The organism is Sphingomonas aerophila, from assembly GCF_014199305.1.
GTDB classification, from domain to species: domain Bacteria; phylum Pseudomonadota; class Alphaproteobacteria; order Sphingomonadales; family Sphingomonadaceae; genus Sphingomonas; species Sphingomonas aerophila.
This window is the reverse complement of record NZ_JACIJK010000009.1, coordinates 80,252-99,725: the sequence shown is the minus strand read 5'-3', so window position 1 is coordinate 99,725 and position 19,474 is coordinate 80,252. Positions and strand designations below refer to the sequence as shown.

General features: G+C 65.0%; 19 protein-coding genes and 1 tRNA gene. 14 read left to right on the top strand and 6 right to left on the bottom strand.

All coding sequences use genetic code 11. The features are described 5' to 3' along the window. The first annotated feature begins 12 nt into the window (after nucleotides 1–12). The 3 genes from FHS94_RS14590 (at nucleotide 13) to FHS94_RS14580 (ending at nucleotide 3,934) form a co-directional block, all read left to right on the top strand. The gene (locus FHS94_RS14590; RefSeq protein ID WP_184059158.1) at nucleotides 13–1,920 is read left to right on the top strand and encodes a S9 family peptidase; all 1,908 of its coding nucleotides are present in this window, start codon (nucleotides 13–15) and stop codon (nucleotides 1,918–1,920) included. A 90-nt stretch (nucleotides 1,921–2,010) separates the two neighbouring features. After that, the gene (locus tag FHS94_RS14585; RefSeq protein ID WP_246348636.1) at nucleotides 2,011–3,762 is read left to right on the top strand and encodes a sensor domain-containing diguanylate cyclase; all 1,752 of its coding nucleotides are present in this window, start codon (nucleotides 2,011–2,013) and stop codon (nucleotides 3,760–3,762) included. Nucleotides 3,763–3,859: 97 nt separating this feature from the next. Beyond that, nucleotides 3,860–3,934 (top strand) — tRNA-Val (locus FHS94_RS14580). Nucleotides 3,935–3,984: 50 nt separating this feature from the next. Here FHS94_RS14580 and cpdR read toward each other — a convergent pair. Beyond that, complete coding sequence (gene cpdR, locus FHS94_RS14575; protein ID WP_184059154.1) at nucleotides 3,985–4,359, bottom strand: cell cycle two-component system response regulator CpdR; 375 nt, start codon at nucleotides 4,357–4,359, stop codon at nucleotides 3,985–3,987. A gap of 114 nt (nucleotides 4,360–4,473) precedes the next feature. Between cpdR and FHS94_RS14570 the strand changes: the two genes are divergently transcribed. Beyond that, complete coding sequence (locus FHS94_RS14570) at nucleotides 4,474–5,319, top strand: N-formylglutamate amidohydrolase (protein WP_184059152.1); 846 nt, start codon at nucleotides 4,474–4,476, stop codon at nucleotides 5,317–5,319. Nucleotides 5,320–5,493: 174 nt separating this feature from the next. On the opposite strand, the gene FHS94_RS14565 is transcribed toward FHS94_RS14570, so the two are convergent. Continuing rightward, the gene (locus FHS94_RS14565) at nucleotides 5,494–6,264 is read right to left on the bottom strand and encodes a SapC family protein (protein WP_184059150.1); all 771 of its coding nucleotides are present in this window, start codon (nucleotides 6,262–6,264) and stop codon (nucleotides 5,494–5,496) included. Between the two features lie 60 nt (nucleotides 6,265–6,324). Further along, complete coding sequence (locus FHS94_RS14560) at nucleotides 6,325–7,785, bottom strand: FAD-binding oxidoreductase (RefSeq protein ID WP_184059148.1); 1,461 nt, start codon at nucleotides 7,783–7,785, stop codon at nucleotides 6,325–6,327. 132 nt (nucleotides 7,786–7,917) lie between these two features. Here FHS94_RS14560 and FHS94_RS14555 point away from each other — a divergent pair, with 132 nt between their 5' ends. The 3 genes from FHS94_RS14555 (at nucleotide 7,918) to FHS94_RS14545 (ending at nucleotide 10,001) form a co-directional block, all read left to right on the top strand. Beyond that, nucleotides 7,918–8,325: a hypothetical protein gene (locus FHS94_RS14555; protein WP_343055303.1), complete on the top strand. Its 408-nt coding sequence runs from the start codon at nucleotides 7,918–7,920 to the stop codon at nucleotides 8,323–8,325. A gap of 83 nt (nucleotides 8,326–8,408) precedes the next feature. Beyond that, on the top strand, nucleotides 8,409–9,788 hold the full coding sequence (locus FHS94_RS14550; RefSeq protein WP_184059144.1) for a DEAD/DEAH box helicase: 1,380 nt from the start codon (nucleotides 8,409–8,411) through the stop codon (nucleotides 9,786–9,788). A 6-nt stretch (nucleotides 9,789–9,794) separates the two neighbouring features. Beyond that, entirely contained in the window at nucleotides 9,795–10,001 is a 207-nt protein-coding gene (locus FHS94_RS14545; RefSeq protein ID WP_184059142.1) for a DUF1289 domain-containing protein, read from the top strand. A 17-nt stretch (nucleotides 10,002–10,018) separates the two neighbouring features. On the opposite strand, the gene FHS94_RS14540 is transcribed toward FHS94_RS14545, so the two are convergent. The 3 genes from FHS94_RS14540 to FHS94_RS14530 form a co-directional block, all read right to left on the bottom strand. Further along, nucleotides 10,019–10,873 (bottom strand): dienelactone hydrolase family protein, encoded by an 855-nt coding sequence (locus tag FHS94_RS14540; RefSeq protein ID WP_184059140.1) that lies wholly within the window; start codon nucleotides 10,871–10,873, stop codon nucleotides 10,019–10,021. Nucleotides 10,874–10,943: 70 nt separating this feature from the next. Beyond that, a complete protein-coding gene (locus tag FHS94_RS14535; RefSeq protein ID WP_184059376.1) occupies nucleotides 10,944–11,606 on the bottom strand; it encodes a DUF1013 domain-containing protein in 663 nt (220 codons plus the stop codon). Nucleotides 11,607–11,843: 237 nt separating this feature from the next. Further along, complete coding sequence (locus FHS94_RS14530; protein ID WP_184059138.1) at nucleotides 11,844–12,845, bottom strand: NAD(P)H-quinone oxidoreductase; 1,002 nt, start codon at nucleotides 12,843–12,845, stop codon at nucleotides 11,844–11,846. A gap of 94 nt (nucleotides 12,846–12,939) precedes the next feature. Between FHS94_RS14530 and FHS94_RS14525 the strand changes: the two genes are divergently transcribed. From FHS94_RS14525 to coaD, 7 genes are all read left to right on the top strand, one after another. Continuing rightward, on the top strand, nucleotides 12,940–13,134 hold the full coding sequence (locus FHS94_RS14525; protein WP_184059136.1) for a DUF1192 domain-containing protein: 195 nt from the start codon (nucleotides 12,940–12,942) through the stop codon (nucleotides 13,132–13,134). A 166-nt stretch (nucleotides 13,135–13,300) separates the two neighbouring features. Then, nucleotides 13,301–15,634, top strand: a complete 2,334-nt coding sequence (gene clpA / locus FHS94_RS14520) for an ATP-dependent Clp protease ATP-binding subunit ClpA (protein ID WP_184059134.1) — start codon at nucleotides 13,301–13,303, stop codon at nucleotides 15,632–15,634. 118 nt (nucleotides 15,635–15,752) lie between these two features. Continuing rightward, nucleotides 15,753–17,438, top strand: a complete 1,686-nt coding sequence (locus FHS94_RS14515) for a GGDEF domain-containing protein (RefSeq protein WP_184059132.1) — start codon at nucleotides 15,753–15,755, stop codon at nucleotides 17,436–17,438. Between the two features lie 56 nt (nucleotides 17,439–17,494). After that, nucleotides 17,495–17,695, top strand: a complete 201-nt coding sequence (locus FHS94_RS14510; RefSeq protein WP_184059130.1) for a hypothetical protein — start codon at nucleotides 17,495–17,497, stop codon at nucleotides 17,693–17,695. Nucleotides 17,696–17,748: 53 nt separating this feature from the next. Beyond that, on the top strand, nucleotides 17,749–18,003 hold the full coding sequence (locus FHS94_RS14505; RefSeq protein ID WP_184059128.1) for an exodeoxyribonuclease VII small subunit: 255 nt from the start codon (nucleotides 17,749–17,751) through the stop codon (nucleotides 18,001–18,003). Next, entirely contained in the window at nucleotides 18,000–18,899 is a 900-nt protein-coding gene (locus FHS94_RS14500; RefSeq protein ID WP_343055302.1) for a polyprenyl synthetase family protein, read from the top strand. The genes FHS94_RS14505 and FHS94_RS14500 overlap by 4 nt, the downstream gene beginning before the upstream one ends. After that, on the top strand, nucleotides 18,896–19,399 hold the full coding sequence (gene coaD / locus FHS94_RS14495) for a pantetheine-phosphate adenylyltransferase (protein ID WP_184059126.1): 504 nt from the start codon (nucleotides 18,896–18,898) through the stop codon (nucleotides 19,397–19,399). Before FHS94_RS14500 ends, coaD begins: the two co-directional genes overlap by 4 nt. Nucleotides 19,400–19,474 lie beyond the last annotated feature (75 nt).

Below are 19,474 nucleotides of genomic sequence, written 5' to 3'. Positions count from 1 at the left end.
GGACCTGTTTTGATGCGCCTGTCCGCCTTGCTGCTGCTTGCCTCCGTCACGGCCGGCCCTGCCCTTGCCGAACTCCACCGCTTCAGCGCGCTTACTCTCGCGCCATCAGGGCGGGAGATGGCCGACGTGGAGAACGGCACGGGCACGCATTCAGTGATCGTGGTCCGGTCTGCGCGCGATGGCCGCATCGTCCGGCAGATCGACCCCTGCGCGACGTGCAGCTATTCGGGGCTGACCTACTCGCCCGGTGGCGATCGCATCGCGTTCGTCGCTCGTGACCGTACTAAGGGCACCGCGACGCTGATGGTCGCGACCGGAGGCACGGCAACAACGGTGGCGACTGTATCCGGCCTCGCATCCACACCGCGCTTCTCGCCGGATGGGAAGCGGATTGCGGCGCTGGTCACGTTGGGCGCTACCAAGGAAACGGGCGCCGCGCAGGCAGGCGCGCGTCAGGTTGGCGAGATTGGCGAGCAGAATGACGAGCAGCGCCTCGCCGTCTTTCCGATCGACGGCACCGCCGCCGCGACCGTGACGCCAGTGTCGCCGGCCGGTCGCTTCATCTACGAATATGACTGGACGCCGGACGGGTCCGCGTTTGTGGTTACATCCGCGCTGGGCAATGGCGATGCGAACTGGTGGATTGCCACGCTGGACCGCGTCGATGCCGCGACCGGGGCGGTCACCTCGATCGCGAAGCCGGGCACCCAGATCAACATGCCCCGCGTCTCCCCGGACGGCCGAACCGTTGCCTTTATCGGAGGGTTGATGAGCGATTTCGGCTCGATCGGCGGCGATGTCTGGACGGTGCCGGTCGAAGGCGGCACGCCGACCAACATCACCCAGGGACAGCCGGTGACATTCACGTCGCTGGCCTGGACCCGCGGTGGCCTGCGCGCGGCGACGATCCAGAACGACAAGATGGGGGCCATGGCGATCGTTCCGGGGCAATCGCCCCGCCCCTTGTTTGCCCGTCCGGTCAGCCTGGCCGCGGGTGATGGCCGGATCGCCTGGGACGACAAGGGCGCCACCCTGGCGACGATCGTCCAGGATTTCACCCACGCCCCCGCCATCTTCTCCGGTCGCGCGACAGCACCACGCCAGGTAACGAAGGACAACAATGCGGCACCGGCCGCGGTGAACGCCCGCAGCGTCACGTGGCGGAACGAAGGCTATACCGTGCAGGGCTGGCTGCTGTCGCCGCTCGGCGCGGATCCGGTGAAGAAGGCGCCGATGATCGTCAACGTCCATGGCGGGCCTGCCGCGGCAAGCAGCCCACGCTTTTTCGAGAAGGGGCTGGCGAGCGCCCTGCCCGATGCCGGCTATTACGTGTTCCTGCCCAACCCGCGCGGGTCCTATGGCCAGGGCGAGGCCTTCACGGCCGCGAACAAGCGCGATTTCGGCAAGGGTGACTTGCGCGACATCCTTGCCGGCGTCGACGCGGTGGAGAAGGTGGCACCCATCGACGACACGCGCCTTGGACTGACGGGTTGCTCCTATGGCGGCTTTATGGCGATGTGGGCGAATACCCAGACCAATCGCTTCAAGGCCATTGTCGCGGGTGCGGGCCTGTCCAACTGGGTCAGCTATTACGGGACCAACGGCATCAACGAATGGATGCTGCCGTTCTTTGGAAAGTCGGTCTACGACGACTACAAGGTCTATGAGGATGCCTCGGCCGTGTATCACGTCGGCACCGCCCGGACCCCAACCTTCATCTATGTCGGCGAGCGTGACATCGAGGTTCCGCCGACCCAGTCGGTCGAATGGTGGCAGGCGCTGAAGAGCCGAAACGTGCCCGTCAGCCTGGTCATCTACCCCGATGCCGGCCATTGCGTGCCCACCGCGGCGGCTGACGTGTCCAAGCGGCAGCTGGCCTGGTTTGGCAAGTACCTGGCGCCCGCTACCGCCAATCGATGAACCGTGCAGGCGGTGGGCGTTCGTGCCCCCGCCCATGTTCATGATCTAACATTAGATCAGAGTTAACGCCTGCTGGTGTTTATGGCGGGCATGATACGCCGACCGACGATCCTGCGGCTTAGCCTCGATTTCGCGGGCTACTTCGCCGCTGCGTCCGCTGCCGTCGCGGCGACCAGGCTTAACGGCGGCGTGGCCCTGATCTGGCTGGCATCAGCCCTGCTGCTGGGGCGCCTGGGAACCGCCCCACGTCGTCACTGGCCCGCCATCCTGGTAACCTGTGCCCTTGCCAGCGCACTCGCGACCAGCATGTTCGGGGTCGGTCCGATCGCAGCCCCAGCCCTCGCGCTGGTGAACATTGGCGAGGCTGCGCTGACGGCATGGCTGCTGCGACGCGCGCGGTCCACGGATCCATTCCAGTCTCTTGATTGGCTGGTCCGGTTTGTCGGGGCGGCCGGCTTGCTGGCCCCTTTCCTGAGCGCCTTGTGCGGCGCCACGATTGTACATCTGGCGACAGGTGGCGACTGGACGAGCAATGCCTTGGGGTGGTTCGTGGGCCATTCGCTCGGCACCTTGACCTTTGCTCCCCTTGCGACATTTTTAATGCGCAATGACCTAAGCCGCTGGCGCAGCGAAGCGGGCAGTCACCATACCCGGGAAACCGTGCTGCTTCTGGGCCTGGTGTTGATCACAAGCGTTGGCGTGTTCGGCCAGAGCCGTACCCCGCTTCTTTTCCTGCCGCTGCTGCCGATGATCCTGACCACATTCCGCGTGGGGCGGTTTGGCGCCGCAGCGTCGCTGGTGCTGTTGGCCGTGATTGGGGGTGGCTGCACCGTCGCGGGCGTCGGGCCGATCGCCCTCATGCCGGGAGTGACTGGCGCGAAGCTGCAGTTTTTCCAGTTCTACCTCGCTGCGACCGTGCTCACCATCCTGCCTGTGGCGGCCGACCTTGCCCGCCGAAATCAGCTGTTCCGGGCGTTGCGCGACAGCGAGGCGCGCTATCGACTGCTGGCCGAGACCAGCACCGACATCATCCTGAACCTCGATCCCGACGGGTGCATCCGGTTCATCTCACCTTCAATCCGCCAGTTGGGCGGCTATGAGCCTTCGGAACTGATCGGACGTAACGCAGCCATCCTTGTCGCTCCCGGTTATCGGGCGGCAGTGGCTGCATCGCATGCCGCCACCCTGCGTGCCGGGGGACAGCCAGTCAGCCTGGAATATCTCGGCGTTGCCCGGACGGGCACGACCTGCTGGATCGAAACGCATGCACGCGCGATCGTCACGGATACCGGTGAGGTGGACGGGATCGTCAGCATCGTCCGCGACATCTCCGCCCGTAAGGCGCTGGAAGAAAAATTGGCAGCGGACGCCCTCACCGACCCGGTTACTGGCCTTGCCAACCGCCGTGCGTTTCTGTCGATCGTGGACCGCCAGATGGCACAGGGAGGCGCGACCGGCTGTATCGCCCTGTTCGACCTGGACCACTTCAAGCGAGTGAATGACGGGTGGGGTCACGCCGCCGGTGATCAGGTCTTGAGGACTTTTGCCGAGGTAGCGCGTCGCACCCTTCGTTCGGGGGATCATGTCGCCCGGATCGGCGGGGAGGAGTTTGCCGTGTTGCTGCCCTCGTCGAGCATCGAGCAGGCGGAGTTGGTATGTGAGCGGCTCCGTCAGGCAGTGGCCGCCACGCCCACGGCGCATGAAGGGTTCAGCATTCGGGTCACGGTGAGCGGCGGGGTTGCCCCCCTGTCGGGCAGCGGAGACGAGGCGCTGAGGGTCGCGGACATGGCGCTGTATCGCGCCAAGGCTGCGGGGCGCGATCAGCTTGCCCTGGCGGCATAGCCCGTGCCGAAGCCAGGGGCCTTTCGCAGAATTAGCGGGTCGGGAGCGGTAATGATGCTTGCGCTTGCTATCAGGCGCGGCTAGTGGCCCTCCCCACGGGCGTGTAGCTCAGTGGTAGAGCACTGTGTTGACATCGCAGGGGTCGCAAGTTCAATCCTTGCCACGCCCACCATAAAAGGCCTCGGAAGCTATCCGCTTCCGGGGCTTTTTGCTGTCTTCGGGTCAAATCCCGGTGGCGGCTTCCACCTCGAACAGGCGATCGACTTCCATGACGAGGTCGCGCAAGTGAAACGGCTTGGACAGGACACGGGCGTTTGGCATGGTCCGGCCAGCTTTCAGCGTGACGGCGGCGAACCCGGTGATGAACATCACCCGCATGTTCGGCGCGATCTCTGCCGCCCGTTGCGCCAGCTCGATGCCGTCCATCTCCGGCATCACGATGTCGGTCAGCAGCAGGTCGAACTGCTCGGCTTCGATGAGCGGGAGTGCCGCCGTGCCACGGTCCACGGCTGCGACGGCATAACCGTTACGCTCCAAGGCGCGGGTCAGATATTCGCGCATGACCTGATCGTCCTCGGCCAGCAGGATACGGTTCATCGAAAAAGCCTTGGTGATGGACGGTCAGGCTTACGCCCGTGACGGTTAATATTTCCAGTCCCACGCACGAGACTTTGCGTTGCGGCGGCGGGCGGACGCGCTTAGCGTCAGTTGATGGCGGAGCCACCCTTCGATTTCATTGGCGACCTGGTACCTGCCAGTCCGGTGGTGATCTCCGTTCCGCACGCCGGGCGGGACTACCCCCCTGCCGTAATGACGGCGCTGGCTGCCCCGCCGGCGGCGTTGGTCGGACTTGAGGATCGTTTTCTTGATGCCGTGGCCCTCGCAGCCCGAGGTTCTGAGGCGATGCTCATCCAGCGCGCGCCGCGTGCCTGGATCGACCTGAACCGAGGCGAGGACGAACGCGACCCGCGCGTCGACGAGGGTGCGCCCCGTGTGTCGCGCCATAACGAAAGTGCAAAGGTCCGCAGCGGCCTTGGACTGGTGCCGCGTCGGGCCGGCTCGGCGGGTGAGATTTGGAGCCGGCGTTTCACGGATGCCGAGATCACGTCGCGGATCGCTGTCTCACATCGCCCATATCACGACGCCCTTGCTGCCCTGCTGATTGCTGCACGCCGACGCTGGGGGATCGCGGTGCTGCTCGACCTGCATTCCATGCCCCCGCTCGGTCCCAATGCAGCCCGGATCGTGATCGGCGACCTGTTCGGCCGCGCAGCATCAGGCCAGTTCGTCGCCCGCCTGCAGGCGGAAGCCGCGCGGGCCAGGATCAGAACAGCGCTGAATGCCCCTTATGCGGGCGGCCACGTCCTGAGACGCCACGGAGCCCCGTCCGAGGGCATTCATGCGATCCAGATCGAACTCGACCGCGGCCTTTACCTCGACCCGGCACTTGATCGACCAGGGCCGGGGGTGGCCGACACCGCCGATCTCGTGCGTCGAATGGCCGCGGCGCTGGCCGACGAGGCCATGTCCGGCAGCTTTCCCGTCGCAGCCGAATAAAAAAGCCACCCCGTGCATGATGCACGAGGTGGCCGAGGTTCAGGGAGGAGACACGTCGAAGACGTGTCGTACGACCTCGCGAAAGGGGGGGAACACGAAGCCGTACAGTCCATAAATGGATAGCCGGCCTTTTGGTTCAAGGGGACGCGATCAAAAACCGCGCCCCGGCTAATCTCACCCCACAAGCACGGGGGCAGGCGCCTTGCCCTGCTGGGCCTGCCTGCCGAAAATATCCCGCATCAGGGCGAGGGAGAACAGGTGTGCGTGAAGCAGCGGCAGCATGCCCGACTTCATCATCTTGCGAAGCTGGTCGCCACGCAGGTCGTTCAGCTTTTCTTCGTTGATCATCTGGAAACCGCGATACACGAAGGGCTGCTCCGCACCTTCCGGCTGGATCGACATTTCGCCCTCCATCAGCAGGTCGAGCTCGCGAATCTCGCTCATGAACTGCTGCGTACGCAGCCCCGCCTGCTCGAACGATTCGGCAAAGGCGAGGATGTTACGGGTGACTTCGCTCGGCTGGCCATTTTCGAACAGCGCCTCGCCATCCTCGAACGGACCGATGGCTGGCGAGGTCGGGTCGAAGCAGAGCGACAACTCCTGCGCGTCCGGATGCAGCCGGGCGAGCATATACGGATAACGCCGGACGTAAGCTGGCACGTAGAAGTTCTGGTCGATCAGCTTTCCAGCATCGTCCATGAACACGTTGACGCCTTCGTTCAGGCCCATCAGCGCGAGCGGAACCGCTTCGTCACCGGCCGAGAACACGATCGGCATGTAGCGCTGAACAAGGGCGAATTCGTCCGTGGTGATGGGAACGGCATGCTGCCCGACCAGGAACGGTGCAGTTTCCTGCGAACGCACCCGGTAGTTGCCGTGCTGATCACTCGAAAGTGGCTCAAGGCCGTTATAGAACAGGGGAAGCTGCTGCGGCGCGCTGGCCATGAAGGGACACTCCGTCGATCTGATAAACTGGTGGCGACGCCGCCGAACCGGATGCGGGGTCTATGGCGTGGCGCTACGGGGCGCAAGCGTCACGAGCTTGCCGGGGTTCAGCAACCCCGACGGATCAAGCGCGCCCTTGATCGCCCGCAGGGTCGCCATGCGGGCAGGCGATGACAGCCGCTCCAGTTCGGCAACCTTCATCTGACCGATGCCATGTTCGGCCGAAATCGTGCCACCGGCCGCGACAACAAGATCGTGGACGAAGCGGGTAATGACGGGCCCCTGCTCCGCCTGCCAGCGTTCGCGATCGACACCGGCGGGCGCGCGCACATGGAAGTGGATGTTGCCATCGCCCAAGTGACCGAAGCCGCTAGCCCTGGTTCCCGGAAAGCGAGCCTCTGCCTCGCGGGCCGCCTCTGTCATGAACCGCGGCATGGCCTCCACCGGGACGGCAATGTCGTGCTGCACGGCGGGTCCGCTCGCCCGCTCGGCATCCGACAGCGAATCACGCAAACGCCAAAATGCCTCTGCCTGGGCTTCGCTGGTGGCAATCGTGGCGTCCGTCACCTCCCCCTCCGCCAGCGCATCACCCAGCAGCCGTTCGAGAAGCGATGATGGTTCCTCATCCGCCGGGTCGCTCTCAACAGCTTCGATCAGCAGGTGCCAGGGATGCTCGCCAGCCAATGGGGGCCGGCTGTCGGGCAGATAGTTCAAGGCTGCCGCTAGTGTTTCGTACGGCAAGATTTCGAAGCTCTCGATGGCAGCGGTACGGGCTTGAAGACGCCTCAGCAGCAGGAGTGCCGCCTCCGGGCTGGACACTCCGGCCCAGGCAACGCCACGCGCGATCACGGCAGGCACGATGCGCAAGGTCGCTGCGGTGATGATGCCGAGCGTACCCTCCGCACCGATCAGCAACTGGTCGAGATTGTAACCGCGATTGTCCTTGCGCAGCGCCGCAAGCCCATTGTGAAGGGCACCATCGGCCATCACTGCCTCCACGCCGGCCACCAGCCCCCGCATCGTTCCCCAGCGGAGCACCTGCATGCCACCTGCATTGGTGGACACCAGACCGCCCACCGTGGCGCTGCCCCGCGCACCCAAGGTCAGAGGAAATCGCTGCCCCCGCTCGGCCGCAGCCGCGTGCAGGTCCGCGAGCACCACGCCGGCTTCTGCAACCGCCAGCCCGGCGGCCGGGTCGAGCGAGCGGATCTTGTTCAGTCGCCTGAGCGACAGGATCAGTGCAGAGCCATCGACCGGCGGAGTAGCGCCGCCAACCATGGAGGTGTTGCCGCCCTGGGGAACCAGGGGCACGCGCAGCCTCCCAGCCTCGCGCACGATCGCTTGCACCTGTTCCACGGTGTCGGGCTGCAACATCGCCGCCGCGTGACCGCGGAACCGCCGCCGCCAGTCGACCAGCCACGGCGCGATCAATTCCGGATCCGTGACGATGCCACCTGATCCCAGGCGCGTTCGGAGTGTTTCGATAAGCTGTTTCTGGCCGGAAGTGGGCTTGTCGGACATGAAGTGCGATTAGGCAAAGTTCATCGGCTGTTCAACGATCTGCCCTATTCCTCCGTACAGCTCATGACAGCCCGGCCCATCATTCCATCGATTCTGCTTGCGATGTTTGCGCCCCTGGCGGCTGCTCCCGCCGTGGCTGGCGGTCAGAGCTTCGCCCCTGTCCAGCTTGCACAACTCAGTATCCGTGAGCGCGTCGTGGTGCGGGTGCGGCGCATCCCTGCCACGCCGCCCAGCCTGCCAGCCCCCGCGGCGGTGCGCTGGAAGGAGAAGGGCGGCCCCCGATGCGTGGCGGTCGCGGACCTCGCCGGTGCTCTGGTGACGCAACCGGATGCGGTGGACCTGGTGATGGCCGGCGGACAGCGGCTGCGGGCCAAGCTGGATGGCGAATGCCGGCCGCTCGATTTCTATTCCGGCTTTTACCTGAAGCAGGCGAGTGACGGGATGGTCTGCTCTGATCGCGACACGATCCGGGCCCGGTCCGGCGCCACTTGTCCGATCAAGCGGTTTCGGAAGCTTGTTCCCGATAAGCCGCGGCACTGAATCTTGACATTTTATGATGTATGCGCGAGCGGCAGAACGCCGGCGCGCGAGCCTGTGCCCGCGCCCTGGAACCGGACAATCTGATGAACTTTGCCGATCTCGGCCTTTCCGACGAACTTCTCGCCGCGGTTACGGACGCCGGCTATTCCGAGCCGACACCGATCCAAGCGAGCGCGATCCCGTCTGTGCTGATGATGCGCGACATGATCGGCATTGCGCAAACCGGCACGGGCAAGACGGCCAGCTTTGTTCTGCCGATGATCGACATCCTGGCGCATGGTCGCAGCCGCGCCCGGATGCCGCGCAGCCTTATCCTGGAGCCGACGCGCGAGCTCGCGGCGCAGGTGGCCGAGAACTTCGAAAAATATGGCAAGAACCACAAGCTTTCGATGGCGTTGCTGATTGGCGGCGTATCGATGGGTGACCAGATCAAGGCGCTTGAAAAGGGCGTTGATGTCCTGATCGCGACACCAGGCCGGTTGATGGACCTGTTCGGGCGGGGGAACATCCTCCTGACCGGTTGTTCGCTGCTGGTCATCGACGAAGCGGATCGCATGCTCGACATGGGATTCATTCCCGATATCGAGGAAATCTGCACCAAGCTGCCGGCCAACCGTCAAACCCTGCTGTTCTCCGCGACAATGCCGCCGCCCATCAAAAAGCTGGCGGACAAGTTCCTGAGCAACCCCAAGACGATCGAGGTTGCGCGGCCGGCAAGCACGAACATCAACATCACTCAGGCGCTGGTTCCTGTGTCCGGCGGTGCGTACGGCAAGCGCGAAGTCTTGCGTCAGTTGCTGCGGACAGTTGAGGTGCGCAACGCGATCATCTTCTGCAACCGCAAGACAACCGTTCGCGAGCTGAACAAAAGCCTGAAGAGCCACGGCTTCCGCTCTGGTGAAATTCACGGCGACATGGAACAGCCGCAGCGTCTGGCCGAACTCGACCTGTTCAAGAGCGGCGAGATAAACATCCTCGTCGCCTCTGACGTCGCGGCACGGGGGCTGGACATCAAGGGCGTTAGTCACGTCTTTAATTTCGACGCGCCCTGGCATCCGGACGATTACGTCCATCGCATCGGCCGTACTGGCCGGGCAGGTGCCACGGGCACGGCCTACACACTCGTCACGACCGAGGACGAGGAGAACATCACCAATATCGAGAAACTGACCGGACAAACGATCAACCGTCTCGACCTGAATGCCAGCGCCGGCGCAGCCGGCGGTGACAAGGAAGAGAAGGCCACGCCAGATCGGGCGCAGGCTGGCGATCGGCGGCGTGGTGGACGTGGACGCAAGGAAGAAGCGCGTGAGCAGCCTCGGCCGAGCCGGGAAGCGGCACCAAGGGCAAGCGAACGCCCCCGTCGCGACCGTGACCGGCGGGAAGATGACGAGGCGGACTATAACGGCGGCTGGAACGGCCCGGTCCCCGAGTTCCTGCACGCGACGATCGCGATCAGCTAAGCCACGATGATCGAGTTCGTGCCGGCCGAACCGGTCAGCTTGGCCAGCCCGTGCGTCAATGTCTGCGCGATGGACCAGGCAACCGGCTGGTGCCTGGGCTGTGGTCGCACGATTTCGGAAATCAGCAACTGGAGCGCCAAGCCGCCCGAGGAGCGGCGGTCGATCCTTGCCGCGTTGCCGCCGAGAATGGCCGAGCTGAGCTCGCGCGGCTGAAGCGTCGGTTTGCCTGCCTACAGCCGCTGAAGGGTCGCGAGTTGCCGGGCCCAGGCGCGCTCTGCCTCCGCACGATTGTACACGCGGCTGTCGGGCGGGCACCAACCGTGCATCGTGCCGGCATATACCTCGATCTCCGCAGGTCGCTTGGCCGATGCGAAGGCGCTTCGCAGCGCGGTTTTGTCATTGGGGCTGCGTGCATCGTCGTTGGCGGCAATGGCGACCAGCGCCGCCGCACGCATCCGTGGCACCAGCAGGTGCGGGCTGTCGGGAGTGTCCGTGACAAGGCCCGCCGGGTGGAACGCGCCAATCGCGCGGACGCGGGTGGGATTGGCGGCGGCGGTCCGGAACGTCATCGGGCCACCCATGCAATAGCCCGTACTGCCGATCCCGCGACGCGGGTCCACCTCACGTTGCTTGTCGATCCAAGTCAGGAACGCCGCAGCATCGCGCGTCGTGGCAGCCGGGGTGAGTTCCTCCCGCCACGGGCCGATGCGCTCGCGAACAGCGGGCTGGTCGAAGGATTCGCCCGCCGCCAGAAACGGCGCCTTGGTTGAGCGGTAGAACTGATTAACGGTAAGAACCGCATAGCCGGACTGGGCGAGCCGATCGGCCATCTTTCGGAAGGCGGGACGCAGCCCCATGATGTCCGGCCAGACCAGCACGGCAGGCGAGCGGACGCCGGACGGGGCTACGAAATACGCATCGCAGTGGCCGTCGGGCGTTTCGATCACAACATCTCGGCCCGCGATGGTGCGGGCATTCGCGGGCGCCGGCAGCATCATCGCCAGCCCCACCGCCCCGGTCACGGCACCAAAATCGCGTCGCGACAGGAAGCGGTCGTTGTCGTCCGCGGTCAGCTCGTCACACATCCTGGCTCTCCCGACTCGAAGGACCGGAGGCTAGCCCGGACCGCCAGCCTTCGCCAGAGGTGCCGTGACATCAGCGGCGGAAGGGATCCTCGAACAGCGCGCGCGCCTGATCCTCCACGCTGCCCGCCACGTCGGCATCGCGCGACGCGGCGTCGCGCTCGGCACGCAGACTGGCAATCAGCGCCTCGCGGTCGCCCTCAAGCCGGGTGTCGGTCGGGCCGGCCTCGATGCCAGCAGCCTTTGCCGCCTTTGACACCGCTGCGTCGAGCTCGCGCTGCGTGGTAAGGCCGAGCGTCACCGGATCCTTGGGCGTGATGTTCGCGATGTTCCAATGCGAACGGTCGCGGATCGCGGCGATCGTGGTGCGGGTGGTGCCGATCAGATTGCCGATCGCGCCGTCCGAGATCTCCGGGTGATTGCGGATGATCCAGGCAATGCCGTCCGGCTTATCCTGCCGCTTCGACACGGGGGTGTAGCGCGGGCCCTTTGTGCGGCGGACCTGATCGGGTCCGCGGGTCATCTGGAGCCGGTAATTCGGATCCGCCTGGCCCTTGTCGATCTCTTCCTGTGTCACTTCGTGCGCGCGGACCGGGTCGCGACCGGTCAGCTTGGTCGCGGCGGTGTCGTCGGCGATCGCCTGCACTTCCAGGATGTGAAGGCCGCAGAAATCCGCGATCTGCTCAAAGGAAAGCGAGGTGTTGTCGACCAGCCAGGAGGCGGTCGCATGGGGCATGAGCGGCTGACGATTGTCTTGGGCCACGGGCGTAAAACTCCGTCACAAACAGAAAGGGCCGCCCCTCACGGAGCGGCCTCGTTGAGATCGAACCTAGGCGAACGGAGGGCTTTCGGCAAGACAGGGCCGCGGTAGAGCCCAGACGAACCGTTCCAGATGAGAACCGAGCCGATACAAAGAGGGCGAGATGCCCGTTCGGCGGCCCGCCACCCCCGCCTCTGCCGAGCACGGCAGGGCTTACTCGACCAGCAGCACGATCTTGCCGACATGGTCGCCCGCCTCCATCCGAGCATGGGCTGCGGCCGCCTCGCCCAAGGGATAGGTGCGGTCGATAACCGGGCGCAACCGCCCCGCCTCCACATGCGGCCAGACGGTGCGGTGCAGTTCGTCCGCGACCAACGACTTGAACGCAGCGTCGCGCGGGCGCAGCGTTGATCCGGTCAGGGTCAGCCGGCGGCGCATGATGTCGAACAGCGGCACGGTAGCGGTCGCCCCGCCCTGCACGGCGATGGACACGTGGCGTCCATCCTCGCCCAGGCATTGAAGGTTACGGGGGACGTAATCGCCACCGACCATGTCGAGGATCGCCTGCACGCCCTTCCCGCCCGTGATCTCCCGCACGCGCTCGACGAAGTCATGCGTCTTGTAGTTAATCGCATGCGCCGCACCGCCGGCCAGCGCCGCCTGGCATTTCTCGTCGGAGCCTGCGGTCACGATCGCAGTGACACCGAACAGGCTGCACAATGACGTCGCCATCGTGCCGATGCCACTGGTCCCGCCATGGATCAGCACGGTGTCCCCTTCGGTCGCATAGGCGCGCTCGAACAGGTTGGTCCAGACGGTGAACAGGGTTTCAGGGATCGCCGCCGCCTCTGCCATCGAAAGGCACGGCGGAACGGGCAGGCACTGGCCGGCCGGAGCGACCACATATTCAGCATAGCCGCCGCCGGCGACCAGGGCGCAGACGGGCTGGCCGAGCAGCTCTTCAGGCACGCCATCCCCCAACGCCGCGACGTGGCCGGCAACCTCCAGCCCCAGGATGCTCGGCGCGCCGGGAGGGGGCGCATAATTGCCCCGTCGTTGTAGAACGTCCGGCCGGTTAACGCCGGCGGCAGCGACGCGGATCAGCACCTCCTCCAAACCCGGCTGCGGCACTGGTCGCTGAACGGGCTGCAGCACCTCCGGCCCGCCAGGCGCTTCCGGATCGATCGCCGTCATGATCGTGGGGATCGAGTCCATCAGTACTCCAGGTCCGGGAAGATTGGGGAAAACATTGGAAAAGTCTGGATGGCACTTATTGACTTCCCCCCTGCCCCGGTCAACGCTGCCGGGCATGGAATTGGACGACGCCCCTCCGCGTCCGAATGACGCCCTTGTTGAGCTGGTCCGACAGGATTTGGACCGGTTCTCCGTTGCCGAGCTGGAAGCGCGCGTTGTCGCGCTGGAAGGCGAAATTGCACGGACGCGGCGCAAGATCGAGCATGCTGTTAACCACCGCGCAAGCGCCGACGCGTTATTCAGAAGATGAGGCTGCGGCCCGCCCTGCAACCCTGCCTTTCAGGCAAGGGCCCTGGGCTAAAGAAAGGGCGACGCCAGCCGCCGTTTCGGGGCGCAGTGCTTGATGCGGGGCCGCACGATCACGACATGGGTCGCAGCGGGAACGCAACCTTAGCGGCCCGACCGGAGTAATCTGAATGCCATCCTTCGCCCCCGCGCTCGAGACCACGCTGCACAAAGCGCTCGAGGCCGCGTCCAGCCGCCGGCATGAATATGCGACGCTGGAGCATCTGCTGCTGGCGCTGATCGATGATGAGCACGCATCCAAGGTGATGGCGGCGTGCAACGTCGATTCAGGCGAGCTGAAGACCACTGTCGCCCATTATCTCGATACCGAGCTCGACGCGTTGAAGGTCGACGCGGCGACCGATCCCTCGCCCACCAGCGGTTTCCAGCGCGTGGTTCAGCGCGCGATCCTGCACGTACAGTCGTCCGGCCGCGACGAGGTGACCGGCGCCAACGTGCTGGTCGCCCTGTTCTCCGAGCGCGAAAGTTACGCGGTGTACTTCCTGCAGCAGCAGGACATGAGCCGGCTGGATGCTGTCAGCTTCATCAGCCATGGTGTCGGCAAGAACGGGCAAAGCGCCCCCGAAGCCTCGACGCCCAAGGGTGCCGACGAGGACAAGCCCGCCAAGCCGAATGAAAAGAGCAAGGGCGAGAGCGCGCTCAAGCAGTTCACCGTCGACCTCAATGAAAAGGCCAAGATCGGCAAGGTCGATCCGCTGATCGGCCGGTCGGCCGAGGTGGACCGCACAATCCAGATCCTGTGCCGCCGGTCCAAGAACAATCCGCTTTATGTGGGTGACCCGGGCGTCGGCAAGACGGCGATCGCCGAGGGTCTGGCGCGCAAGATCGTCGAGGGCCAGGTGCCGGACGTGCTCAAGGAGGCCGTGATCTACAGCCTCGACATGGGCGCGCTGTTGGCGGGCACCCGGTACCGCGGCGACTTCGAGGAGCGGCTGAAGGCCGTGGTGACGGAGCTGGAAAAGCTGCCGCACGCGGTGCTGTTCATTGACGAGATCCACACGGTGATCGGTGCCGGCGCGACCAGCGGCGGCGCTATGGACGCGTCCAACTTGCTGAAGCCTGCCCTGTCCGGTGGCCAGATCCGTTGCATCGGCTCGACCACCTACAAGGAGTTCCGCAACCACTTCGAAAAGGATCGCGCGCTGCTGCGCCGGTTCCAGAAGATTGACGTGAACGAGCCGACCGTCGAGGACACGATCAAGATCCTGGCCGGCCTGCGTACCGCGTTCGAGGATCACCATCAGGTCAAGTACACGCCCGACGCGATCAAGTCGGCCGTGGAGCTTTCGGCCCGGTACATCAACGACCGCAAGCTGCCCGACAAGGCAATCGACGTGATCGACGAAGTTGGCGCGATGCAGATGCTGGTGCCCGCCGCGAAGCGGAAAAAGACGATCACGCCCAAGGAGATCGAAGCGGTGATCGCGACCATGGCGCGCATTCCACCGAAGTCGGTCAGCACCGACGACACGCTGGCGCTCGCCAGCCTTGAAACGGACCTGAAGCGTGTCGTGTTCGGGCAGAATGCCGCGATCGTAAAGCTGGCATCCGCGATCAAGCTGTCGCGTGCCGGCCTGCGGGATCCGGAAAAGCCGATCGGCAACTATCTGTTCACCGGCCCGACCGGCGTCGGCAAGACGGAAGTCGCCAAGCAGTTGTCCACGATCTTGGGCATTCCGCTGCAGCGGTTCGACATGTCCGAATATATGGAGCGTCACTCGGTCAGCCGACTGATCGGTGCTCCTCCGGGCTATGTCGGATTCGACCAGGGCGGCTTGCTGACCGACGCGGTCGACCAGAACCCGCATTGCGTGCTGCTGCTCGATGAGATCGAGAAGGCGCATCCGGACCTGTTCAACATCCTGTTACAGGTGATGGATAACGGTCGCCTGACCGACCAGCACGGCAAGACGGTCGACTTCCGCAACGTCATCCTGATCATGACGACCAATGCGGGCGCCAGCGACATGGCACGCGAAACGCTCGGCTTCGGCAATCTCACGCGAGAGGGCGAGGACGAGCAGGCGGTGCAGAAGATGTTCACGCCGGAGTTCCGCAACCGGCTGGATGCGATCGTGCCGTTCGGCTACCTGCCGCCCGAAGTCGTCGCGCGGGTCGTGGACAAGTTCATTCTTCAGCTCGAGTTGCAGCTGGCGGATCGCAACGTCCACATCAACCTGGACGACGAGGCCAAGAAGTGGCTGACCGACAAGGGCTATGACAAGCTCTATGGCGCGCGTCCGATGGGTCGCTTGATCCAGGAAAAGATCAAGCAGCCGCTGGCCGAGGAGCTGTTGTTCGGCAAGCTGGTCCATGGTGGCGAGGTCACGGTACGGATGAAGGACGGCGCGCTGTCTTTCGCGATCGAGGCCGCCGCTCCGCGCAAGCCCAAGAAAAAGGGCGGGCCGAAGAGCGGCAAGACGGAGCCAGTCGAGGCTGAGTAAGATCCGCTCACCTTTATACGTTTGAGAAGGCAAGAATCGGCGTGGGGAGCGATCCCCGCGCCGGTTTGTCATTGTGGCGTTTACTCTGTGTTTGCTCGCGTGGTGCTAGGCACCAGCCATGGGGCGGCTGCTCGCAGTAATTATACTTTGTCTGGCCTGGGCGACGCTGTGGGCAACGCCGGCTCGCGCGCGGGCAGGCGCCGTCGGCGACCCTGCACCCGTGTGTATCGCGCGGGCGGATCCCGACTCCTCGCCCAGCGCTCTTTTGGTGAATTCCGCGCACTTCGATTGCAGCAAGGACCAGCGGAGCTTCGGGCCGGGCGACTTTGACGTACTCGCGCCAAGCCTGAAGCCGGGCGCAGGACAAACCTGGCCGGCCCACGTCCGCTTCGGCAGCGTCTGGCAGCAAAACGCAACGCTGTTCGCACTATATGACGATGGCAAGATCGCCAGGGTGCCGCTGGATGAACACGCGCTCACGCGATCCTTGTCCCTGGGCGCCATCGTTGATGTACGCCTCCCGTACCGCAGGATCGCCGTTACGCGGTTGCTATGGCGCATCCAGGGCTCGGCCAATGTGCGCGGCATCGTACTCGGCCCACATACGGCCACGGCGACCCAAGGCTGGCAGTCAGACCTGTTACTCGGTGCCTTATACGCCGGCTTCGCTGGCCTGTGCGTTGCGCTGCTCGTTTTCAATCTTGCGCTGTGGTGCGCATTACGACGCCCTTTCCAGCTTGCTTATTGTGGAATGGTGCTGGCGCTGCTGCTTTATGCCGTAACGTCTTCTGGAGCGGTCGCCTGGTGGTGGCCAAGCATCTCGAACAACGACCGCATCCGCTTCAACTATCTGGCGCTCGGCCTGTCGGCCGCCGCCGCCCTGGAGTTTGCGCGAACTTTCTTCGAGGCAGGGGTGTTCGAGGGGCGAACGGGCCGGCTGGCCCGCGTGGTCAGCATCGCGCTGATCGCATCGGCAGCCACCTTTGCGGTGTTGGCGCCTTGGCAGGCCCGGCTGCTCGATCGCGTCTATGCCCTGACCTTTGTAGCGCTGCTTGCGACCGTCGTCCCCGTCCTGATCAAGGCCTGGCGGCTGCGAAGCAGCTATCTGTGGTTGTTCGCGCTTGCGTGGGGCGCACCCATCGCTTTTTCCGGCTTGCGGGTCGCGGCCTCCATGGGGTTGATCGAGTGGAGCTTTTGGATCGACAACTCGACCGTCATGGCGATGCTGGCCGAAAGCATGTTGTCGAGCGTCGCTATCGCCTACCGCATTCACCTGCTCAGCCGGGAGCGAGACGAAGCGCGCGAGCAGGAGATTGCAGCAAGGCTGCTCGCCGATACCGACCCGCTGACCGGGCTGCTGAACCGGCGCGCCTTTCTGGCGGACGCGATCGGGCGCGCAGGCGATCAGAAGCTGATCGTGGTGGACATTGATCACTTCAAGAAGGTCAACGATGCGATCGGGCACGATGGTGGGGACGAAGTGCTCCGTATCGTTGCGCGAGTGCTGCGCACGGCTGCTGCTGGGAACGGCGTGCTGGTCGCGCGACTGGGCGGGGAGGAGTTCGCCATCCTCAGCCCGGCAGAGCAGGCGCTCGACCCGCGCGACCTCCTCGATGCACTGCGGGAGGCATCCATGCCTTTTGACCTGACCGTCACGGCAAGCCTTGGCAGTTGCACCGGGCCGATGACGCGCGAAACAGACTGGAAGAAGCTTTACAGCCTCGCAGACCGGGCCCTGTTCGCGGCGAAGACTGCCGGCCGTGACCGCGCACGCGATGCGGGCGTGCTGGCGGCCGCGGCATGATGGTTGTTTTCTCCGCGCCCGATCCGGTGTAAGGTCCCGGTCAGGGAGTGAGGCAGATGCGCAACCGACGGATCATGCTGGGACTGGCAGTGCTGGGGATGCTGGTGGCCGGCGTTGCGCGCCACCCGGTGGCCGACATTCGCCTGATCACTCATGACGTGGGCGACCCATCCCCCCGCCGCATGCAGGCCGCGGTTGACCTCGGCATGGTGGGCGTCTCCGTCCTCTACACCTGGACGGTGAAGCGGCTGCGCTGACGCTTGCGGCGGGCCGGCTTGCGCCAGGTTGGTCGGTGTCGCATAGCGCGGCCATGGATAACGTGCCCCCGCCGACACCGGTCGATGCGCTGTCGTTCGAAGACGCGCTAAAGGAACTGGAGCGGATCGTATCGCGGCTGGAAAGCGGTGACGCGACGCTGGACGAGGCGATCAGCCTTTACGAACGCGGCGACCAACTGCGCCAGCGTTGCGCGGACCGGCTGGACGCAGCGCAGGCCCGCATCGAGGCGATCCGCCTGGACGCGGATGGCCGCCCCGCAGGCACTCGCCCATTCACGGCCGGGTGAGCGTGACCACGGCATTGCTCCCCACCGCGCTGAAGGATGTCGCGGCCGAGATCGATCGGCAATTCGACCGGCTTCTCGCCGTGCCCGACGACTCCCGCGCCGACCTGTACCGCGCAATGCGGCACGCGGCGATGGATGGTGGCAAGCGACTGCGGCCGCTGCTGGTCATGGCGACCGCCGCGCTGTTCAACGTGGATCGCGAGAGCGCCGCACGGGTCGGCACGGCGATCGAGGCCATCCACGTTTACTCGCTGATCCATGACGACCTGCCGGCCATGGACGATGATGCGATGCGCCGGGGCAAGCCGACGGTGCATGTCGTCTATGGCGAGGCAACGGCGGTTCTGGCCGGCGATTGTCTGCACGCACTCGCCTTTGAGGTGCTCGCCGATCCCGATACGCACTCCGACCCGTTCGTCCGGGCAGAGCTGGTCGCCGACCTGGCGCGCGCGTCGGGCCCGTCCGGCATGGCTGGCGGGCAGATGATGGATCTGGTGGCGGAGAAGTCCCGTTTTGACCTCGCCACCGTGACGCGGTGCCAGGCGCTCAAGACAGGCGCCCTGATCGCTGCGTCGGTTGAGGCAGGCGCGATCCTGGGCCGGGTGCCGCCGGAAGGGCGCAAGGGCCTGCGTGGCTATGCGCGCGACCTGGGCCTTGCCTTTCAGATCGCGGACGACCTTCTCGACGTAGAGGGTGATGAAGAGACAGCTGGCAAGCGCCTGCGCAAGGACGGCGAGCAGGGCAAGGAAACCTTCCTGACACTGTTGGGCGCTGAGCGGGCGCGGGAGCAATGCCGCATGTTGGTCGCGCAGGCCGCCCAGCATCTGCATGCGTTCGGGCCGGAGGCGGACTTGCTGCGTGAGGTCGCCCGGTTTGTGGAGCAGCGCGACCGATGACTCGCGTAGGCGTTTATCCCGGTACGTTCGACCCGATCACGCTGGGGCACATGGACATCATCCGGCGCGGGGCAAAGCTGGTCGATCGGCTGGTGGTGGGTGTTGCCACCAATCCATCGAAGTCACCGATGTTCACGCTCGACGAACGGGTCGCCATCGTGAAGCGGGAAGTCGAAAACGTGCCTGGCGACATCCATGTGGTGCCGTTCCATTCGCTTCTGATGGACTTCGCCACGAGTCAGAACGCGCAGGTGATCGTGCGAGGACTGCGGGCGGTTGCGGATTTCGAATACGAATTCCAGATGGCCGGCATGAACCAGCAGATCAACAACCGGGTCGAGACGGTGTTCTTGATGGCCGATGTCGCACTGCAGGCGATCGCGTCCAAGCTGGTCAAGGAGATCGCGCTGTTCGGGGGTGAGATCGGCAAGTTCGTGACCCCGGCTGTGCGGGACGAAGTGGTCGCCCGCGTCGCGGAGAATGCCAGCACCGCCGGCTGACGTTCAGTTTGGCGCAAGTGCCGATCTGGTCTACATGCGCGGCCAATCCCCCCCCCACCATCGCCGCAGTTGTGG